The organism is Candidatus Symbiopectobacterium sp. NZEC135 (assembly GCF_025962695.1).
In genome coordinates this window covers 1-5,707 of record NZ_JAGFPF010000109.1, presented here as the reverse complement: position 1 = coordinate 5,707, position 5,707 = coordinate 1, and the positions used below count along the sequence as shown (strand labels likewise).

Genomic DNA, 5,707 nt, shown 5'->3' with positions numbered 1-5,707 from the left:
AACTCTTGCCATCTGCTAGTAAATGATTCTACTGTGCTGATCTGTCGGGTCAACGTCTTCCATCTCGAGGTTTTATGAAGCACAGGCATTTACAACGCGCGCGTCCATCACAGGGGCCGATGGCTCTCGTATTCACCGGAATCATAGCGTTGATGGCAGCCTGGAGCGGGGCGGTATTCGCCAACGGGACGCTGATTGCCGTGAAAGCCTCAACGATTCATCCCACCCAACCGGCGATCGGCAGGGCAGAAGTTGCCTACGATCTCGCCCACTACCGACAAAAACCGCGCGCGCTGTTTGATGATTTTTGTAAGGGAGAAGGGGCGGGAAAGGTGGCTGATTTCTCAGACGCCTCGACGCTGGCCACACCTACGAGTTTTCGCTGCACCAAACCGGCCGGGACCCATCCCGATGCGGTAAAATCCGCGGTGATTGCCCCGGATGGTCTGGTCTACCTGACGGACGGCCATCACTCGGTGAGCGCATTACGCGCCAGCACGCCGGATAGCGATATCACGCTGTCGTTGCGTATTACCGATGACTTGCGCCATTTACCCTCAATGGCGGCATTCTGGGACTACATGCAACAGCATCATCTGGTGTGGCTGGAGGGGCCTACCGGCAAGGTTGCACCGCAGCAACTGCCCACCCAGGTGGGCATTGACGCCATGCAGGACGATCCTTATCGCTCGGTGCTCTATTTCTTGCGTGGTATTGCCTATGAACGGCCAGAACCCTCTCCTCCGTTTTTGGAGTTTTATCTGGGGGCGTGGCTGAAAAGTCAGATGGCGATTACGCCTGCGGATACGGCAACACCACAGGCGTACTTTGCTCTGTTGCAAAAGGCGGCGCAGCGTATGGCACAAGCGTCACCGCAAACCCATACCTTACCCGATACTGCTTCGCCGACGCTGCAACAACTTGGACAACTTACCGAGCTAAACCACAAGAAATTAAACAAGTTAAATAAACCCGACGGTAAGTTGGCGCTGTTGTTTTGCTCTGAATGTAAATGATGATTACCCTAAGCCAAAATTATAGCGATAGGGGTTAAGTCCATTCCGCGCGGCGGGACGATACCCAATAAGCGATGACGGGGTGATAGTGATAACAGAGGGTTCCTCTGCGGATGCGAACTGTTCTCTGTTATAGATAAAAGCGCCAACCGCGGTGGTGATCAAGGTGAGTCCACCTAGCAGTATCCATCGGTTTGATCGCCCCTTGGGTGGCCTGGTTTCAACTGCGCCATCCACCGGGCTACATTGTGCTGATGGCGCAGATTGCTGGTGCGTGACATTCGAAGCCAGCCTTTCTGTTGCTGAACCTGTTTGCATGTTTAGGGTTACTTGATGGCTTTTATTTGATACTGCTGATGTTTCACGATCTTCTGATGTGTTGGTCAGTAACCTAATACGCTCTGGCAGGTAATAGCGCTTGCCGGTATTTTCGTGGCCATGCCCCTGTTTTAATGGCATATATGCCAAAGGGGAAACAGGTGAAGCGGTAGAAACACTGTTCATGGTTTTATCTCGCAGTATGAATATTCGAAATGGCTCACTACCTATATTAAAGAGAGCCTACAGCACGCCTGTAGCGCCCTCACGGCTGGCCATTCTAAGTCTGTCCCATCAACCATGTTTACAAATAATAATCACACTGCTGGTAGGCTGACACTCAATTCTGATAGCACATCGTCGTTTTTCACTGGGCGCAGTCGCATAAAACGATAGGCGACCGAAAGGGTGATCTGTGGCATAATGAGCGTTAAATCACACTTTTTATTTGAGTCAACGCCGTGTTAAGTACCAACAACATTACGATGCAGTTTCATATGTAATAATTTGTTTTTATTCCTGCTGTGCTGATGATAGTTTCAGTAAAGGTTCACCTTCTTACCTCCTTACCCTCCCTTATCATCGTGTCAACAAGTTGCTCTGTCTGGTCTTGGATGGCTGTGATTTGTTCCTGTATGTGTACTGGAAGTCCCTCAGTACGACAGTGAAGGACTAACGAGAGAAATACATCAAGTTAAACAATGGATTAAGCTACATGCTCCTGATTAGTCAAGTGTGAAGAAATTTTGGTCACTCAATCGATCTGTAAAAACGATCGATAACTGTATATTGATAGATTTTATAGATCGAAATGTGTGGGGATGATATACTTCATCTGGTTGTGAAAAGCAGTTTGTCTTATCCACTTTTTTGCTAAATGGACTTAACTAGTTGAATTAATGTTAATAACAAGGTGTTTCTAATGACAGTGAAGAGTGTCTTGGGCTGTAGTTTGTTAACGATGTCATTGCTATTCAGTAATGCTAATGCAGCTAACAATGTTTATGTCATTCCTGAGGTAAAATCTTTTGGTGTTGCAAGTAATGACAATAAGGCCGTAATCTTTCTTGGTTTAGATAAATATGGTCAATTTAAAGGGATGTGCTTTGCATTAAAAGATAAATTCCATTCCATCATTCCTGTGGTTGACATCGACGTAACCTTTGATAATAAAAGGCTCAACTTACATGGTATGAGACCTAATGTTGATGATGAAAAAGAAGTGGTGTGTATTCTTGGTTCAGAAGCTACAGATTTTTTAAATTCATTGAATGGATCTAATAACCTTAATGCTAAGTTAAACTTTAATGGTCAAATGAAGAAATATGCATTTGATATTAAAGACTTTAACCGAATTGCCAATAACGATAAAGAATATATGAAAAAGCTTGCAGATGATTATAAGAAAGGTAGACGGGCACCATTGTTTGATGATTAATTACCCTCTTAAATTAATTTTTTGTAATTAACACCTTAATATGACTGTGTAATTAACTATAACAGAGGTTTAAATGAAGGTTGTAATTATAATGCTCTTGATGGTCTCTGGTAATGTTTTTGCAAAGGGATTGGAGGAAAGAAATGACACTATCATTCCTAAGTGGGTCTGCCAAGCTATACTAAAAGATGATCAGACAGGGCAAGTTTTACGCAAAACAGAGTTAGAAGTATTCGGTAATAATATAACTACTCAGCGAGTGGGAAATGAGTATTATTTTAAGGAGTCAGATGAGACTGGGTCTACTCTAGCGATTGTTGATATTAAAACGAGAAGTGGAACACTAAAGTTTTTGGATGAAAAAGGACAGGTTTTTCTTACTGGAATAGTGAAAAACTGCAAATAAAAACTCAACCTATAAAAGCAAGTTATTATATGGGGTTGTTTTCAGTCAAGTAAAAGCACTTTTATTATAGAGATGAAGGTGCTCTTTCTGATGATTACATTCATGGTTTATTTGATAACGATTGTTAGGTGATGTAGATGTGCGTTCTTGAAAAAGTGTATAAAGATGATTGGGTACCTCATATGAACAAAAATATATACCGAGGGGCTTATTCTGTTGGTCGTTTCGAAATGAGTAATGAATTTATATTAAGCTATATGTCTGCTATCTATGATATTGATATAAAAGACGAAGATGTTCAATTCATATCTGAAGTATCCGAGCTTAATGATAAAAAGATACTATATATGCAGATGAGCGATATTTTAACTAATCATATTATAAATGAAATAAGAACAACTGTTAAAAACCCACCGGAAAATCATCTGATTATTAGAAAAGGGTGTAAGTTATTATCTATTGAGTGTTTAAAATAATCTGCGTAATTTATTAATTTGCAAAAAATATCTTTGAACTTGAATTGTCTATCTCCATTGTTAATGAGTGTTGTAATATAAAGGTTAATGGTAAATGAAAATAATATATGTGGCTTTTTTTATGGTCGCTCTTAGTTCTTATGTTCAAGCTGAAACTATTGGTGACGTTACGTATACCCCAGAAGAACTACACGCTGAATATAAAAAGAATGAACTAAGAGCTGATAATAAATTTAGCTGCCAGTTTATTATAAAGGGAAAAGTAAAAGAGATTTATCGTAGATCTTTGAGTGATAATGATTACCAAATTAGATTACAAGGCAATGTTAATATTAATTTTGATAAGTTAAATAAGAAGTCTGATACAGCCAAAGATATAGCTGATTTGAACATCGGTGAACTAGTTTATGTTTCTACATCTTCTGCATATTTATCATGGGGAAGCGTATTTGGAAAGAATGGTTTTTGGGTATCAAAGCATCTGGATGAGAGTGCCAATTTGAAGAGTACAGATGGGGTGTGTTTAAAGGAAATAAAACTCGGTGAAAAATATAGCGAAAATGAAAAGTTATCAAATAGTAATAGTGGTTCTTTAAGCCAATCAGAGAAAGAAAAAACAATAGTAACTTCGTATGCTATGGCTGACAAAAAATTGAATGAAGTATGGCAGTCTTTAGCGAAGGCAAAGAGGAATGAACTATTACAAGAACAACGAAATTGGATTAAAGAGAAAGAAAAATGTGCTACAATTGAATGTAAGGTTGAAATGACTACGGATCGTATCGTTGTTCTTGAAAAAATTTCGTTTTAGAAAGTATCTTACGTTTTTGATAACTAATTTTAATCAGGTCTCTTTGTGTTTTTATGCTGATCATAGAATATTAAAAGAATGATTTTGAGTATTTTATAAATAATGACTTCATTAAAATGTATTTTTTAACATGATTGAAATTGATTGTTATTCCGACATTTAATTCCAATAAATTCGGTATTTGTAAGAAGTGAAAAATTTTAGCAGAATCTAGAGGAAATATTTAGAATTAGAGTTGGCTTAATCACATAAGCTATGAAAATAGATGGGTTATACTAGGGGAAATAGGCGTGTATAGTTAAGGCCACTGATGTGGCCTTAACTAATCATCAGAAACTCGACATATCATAACCGGAGTTATCTGAACACCGCTTAAAGGCAGTGCAATAAAGTTCTAAACTGCTGGCTTTTTCATAAATAATTCGTGCGAAATCGGAGGGCTCTATAATCCATCTTGGTGAGTTTCCTGTTGTGTAAAACCGACCATAAGGATAACTGGGGGTAAAATATGCGGAAGTTTCTTCACTATCTTCGATAAAGGTATTGTAACTAATATGGTCCCTTCCTATATAAATAGCTGAGATAATAGCGCATTGATCGTCAACTAAATATTTGGAAAGAAAGTCATTTGCATCATCCTGATTGGCAGGGATGTTTTTTAAAAGATCTTCAAGAAGAATAGTTATATGCGTCATGCTAGGAAAATCCCAATGTTTGTTTAAATTCATTATTATTATAAATCCCCCATTAAAGATTTAAAAGTGTTATTGGTTGGATTTTTATATTAAAAATGAATAATCTATCTTCTGAATATAATTAGTTTTTTAGAACGGCTATCTTATTTTTCCTCCTAACATGGTATTGATTTATACTATCAATCAAATTCTAACACAATTTTGGTGATGCAATAGAAAATGGAACTTATTATTTGTTAGGGGCTTTAGTCATGTTTACTTCTGACAAATTATGTATGTCCGCGAACAGGGAATATGTTAGAACGATTCTTGCTAATATAGATTACTAATGATGGAAGCTAAATTATGAAAGTATTTTACTCCACTCATTAGGAATGCTTTCCCATCTTGAACGATTACACGCTCTTGTTATAGGAGAAGGATGGGCTGATTTGAATATCTTAATATTTTTATGCTTAATCAATTTTTCTGCTTTTTGAGCTTGATTTCCCACCAAGATCACAGCTTTTTTTTTACGTAGTAAGGCAAAGATCCCATCAAGAAGCTG

The 5,707-nt window shown here is 38.4% G+C and carries 8 protein-coding genes; 5 read left to right on the top strand and 3 right to left on the bottom strand.

The features are described from left to right. Nucleotides 1–119: 119 nt before the first annotated feature. The gene (locus tag J5224_RS23095; RefSeq protein WP_264627585.1) at nucleotides 120–1,016 is read left to right on the top strand and encodes a ParB/Srx family N-terminal domain-containing protein; all 897 of its coding nucleotides are present in this window, start codon (nucleotides 120–122) and stop codon (nucleotides 1,014–1,016) included. Nucleotides 1,017–1,019: 3 nt separating this feature from the next. Here the strand turns inward: J5224_RS23095 and J5224_RS23090 are convergent, their stop codons facing one another. Beyond that, the gene (locus J5224_RS23090) at nucleotides 1,020–1,520 is read right to left on the bottom strand and encodes a hypothetical protein (RefSeq protein WP_264627584.1); all 501 of its coding nucleotides are present in this window, start codon (nucleotides 1,518–1,520) and stop codon (nucleotides 1,020–1,022) included. A 736-nt stretch (nucleotides 1,521–2,256) separates the two neighbouring features. On the opposite strand from J5224_RS23090, the gene J5224_RS23085 reads away from it, so the two are divergent. The 4 genes from J5224_RS23085 (at nucleotide 2,257) to J5224_RS23070 (ending at nucleotide 4,465) form a co-directional block, all read left to right on the top strand. Continuing rightward, on the top strand, nucleotides 2,257–2,772 hold the full coding sequence (locus tag J5224_RS23085) for a hypothetical protein (protein ID WP_264627583.1): 516 nt from the start codon (nucleotides 2,257–2,259) through the stop codon (nucleotides 2,770–2,772). A gap of 73 nt (nucleotides 2,773–2,845) precedes the next feature. After that, the gene (locus J5224_RS23080; protein ID WP_264627582.1) at nucleotides 2,846–3,178 is read left to right on the top strand and encodes a hypothetical protein; all 333 of its coding nucleotides are present in this window, start codon (nucleotides 2,846–2,848) and stop codon (nucleotides 3,176–3,178) included. A 137-nt stretch (nucleotides 3,179–3,315) separates the two neighbouring features. After that, nucleotides 3,316–3,654, top strand: coding sequence for a hypothetical protein (locus J5224_RS23075; RefSeq protein WP_264627581.1), 339 nt, complete (start codon nucleotides 3,316–3,318; stop codon nucleotides 3,652–3,654). A gap of 94 nt (nucleotides 3,655–3,748) precedes the next feature. Next, nucleotides 3,749–4,465, top strand: coding sequence for a lysozyme inhibitor LprI family protein (locus J5224_RS23070; RefSeq protein WP_264627580.1), 717 nt, complete (start codon nucleotides 3,749–3,751; stop codon nucleotides 4,463–4,465). 329 nt (nucleotides 4,466–4,794) lie between these two features. On the opposite strand, the gene J5224_RS23065 is transcribed toward J5224_RS23070, so the two are convergent. After that, nucleotides 4,795–5,193 carry a hypothetical protein gene (locus tag J5224_RS23065; protein WP_264627579.1) on the bottom strand — a complete coding sequence of 133 codons (399 nt, stop codon included), beginning with the start codon at nucleotides 5,191–5,193 and terminating at the stop codon, nucleotides 4,795–4,797. A 310-nt stretch (nucleotides 5,194–5,503) separates the two neighbouring features. After that, nucleotides 5,504–5,707 (bottom strand): hypothetical protein (locus tag J5224_RS23060; protein WP_264627578.1); only part of this gene is annotated, 204 nt, incomplete at its 5' end.

What these genes read in the sequence shown, in the direction of transcription:
- J5224_RS23095 (WP_264627585.1), top strand. Translation starts at nt 120, where the DNA reads ATGGCTCTCGTATTCACCGGAATCATAGCGTTGATGGCAGCCTGGAGC.
- J5224_RS23090 (WP_264627584.1), bottom strand. Translation starts at nt 1,520, where the DNA reads ATGAACAGTGTTTCTACCGCTTCACCTGTTTCCCCTTTGGCATATATG.
- J5224_RS23085 (WP_264627583.1), top strand. Translation starts at nt 2,257, where the DNA reads ATGACAGTGAAGAGTGTCTTGGGCTGTAGTTTGTTAACGATGTCATTG.
- J5224_RS23080 (WP_264627582.1), top strand. Translation starts at nt 2,846, where the DNA reads ATGAAGGTTGTAATTATAATGCTCTTGATGGTCTCTGGTAATGTTTTT.
- J5224_RS23075 (WP_264627581.1), top strand. Translation starts at nt 3,316, where the DNA reads ATGTGCGTTCTTGAAAAAGTGTATAAAGATGATTGGGTACCTCATATG.
- J5224_RS23070 (WP_264627580.1), top strand. Translation starts at nt 3,749, where the DNA reads ATGAAAATAATATATGTGGCTTTTTTTATGGTCGCTCTTAGTTCTTAT.
- J5224_RS23065 (WP_264627579.1), bottom strand. Translation starts at nt 5,193, where the DNA reads ATGAATTTAAACAAACATTGGGATTTTCCTAGCATGACGCATATAACT.